The sequence below is a fragment of the Vibrio sp. Y176 genome, from assembly GCF_033438945.1.
Genome location: NZ_JAWOQS010000309.1, coordinates 1 through 822, shown reverse-complemented (window position 1 = coordinate 822; position 822 = coordinate 1). Strand labels below are relative to the sequence as shown.

At 48.5% G+C, this 822-nt stretch carries 1 protein-coding gene; it reads left to right on the top strand.

Annotated elements, in window-relative coordinates; all coding sequences use genetic code 11:
* Positions 1-822: MATE family efflux transporter (locus tag R7O13_RS25745; protein WP_318305055.1), on the top strand; the 822-nt coding region annotated here is incomplete at both ends.

Below are 822 nucleotides of genomic sequence, written 5' to 3'. Positions count from 1 at the left end.
TATTTGTCGTGCCAATGGCAACACTATGCTTCCGGGCACGATGATGATGGTGACAAGTGGTGTGAACTTGGTATTAGACCCGCTGTTCATTTTCACGCTCGATCTCGGCATTAATGGTGCAGCGTTGGCAACCTTAGTTGCATTTGGGTTTGGTATCCTTGTCGTTGCGCCAAGAGTGAAGCGCAACCACTGGGCTACAACGCAATGGCAAGATCTGAATGTGATGAAAAGCGTCACTTCGATAGGTAACATCATGGGGCCAGCCATGGTCAGTCAATTGCTGCCGCCGCTCTCTTCAATGTTAGCGACCAAGTTGCTTGCAAGCTTTGGAACTGCCGCAGTCGCTGCTTGGGCGCTAGGCTCACGTTACGAGTTTTTTGCCATTGTGTCTGTATTAGCACTGACCATGTCGATGCCTCCAATGGTGGGGCGCTTGTTAGGCGCAAAGAACTATCGAGACATTCAATCTCTGGTTGGAATAGCGGTTAAGTTCATTCTTGGCTTCCAGCTTTTGATTGCAGCGATTACCTTCTTGCTTGCAAACCCGCTCGCATTGTTAATGACAAGTGATACCCAAGTAGAACAAGTGCTCCACATGCATCTAATGATTGTGCCGATAAGTTTGGGCTCTCTTGGCGTTTGTATGCTGATGGTGTCGATTTGCAATGCGCTAGGGAAATCGTACACAGCATTAACCATTTCGGCATTACGCTTGTTTGTTTTCTTCCTACCTTGCCTATGGCTGGGTGCGCAACTGGGCGGTATCAGAGGTCTGCTGTTTGGTGCGTGTGTGGGTAATATTATGGCGGGTATTTCTGCTTA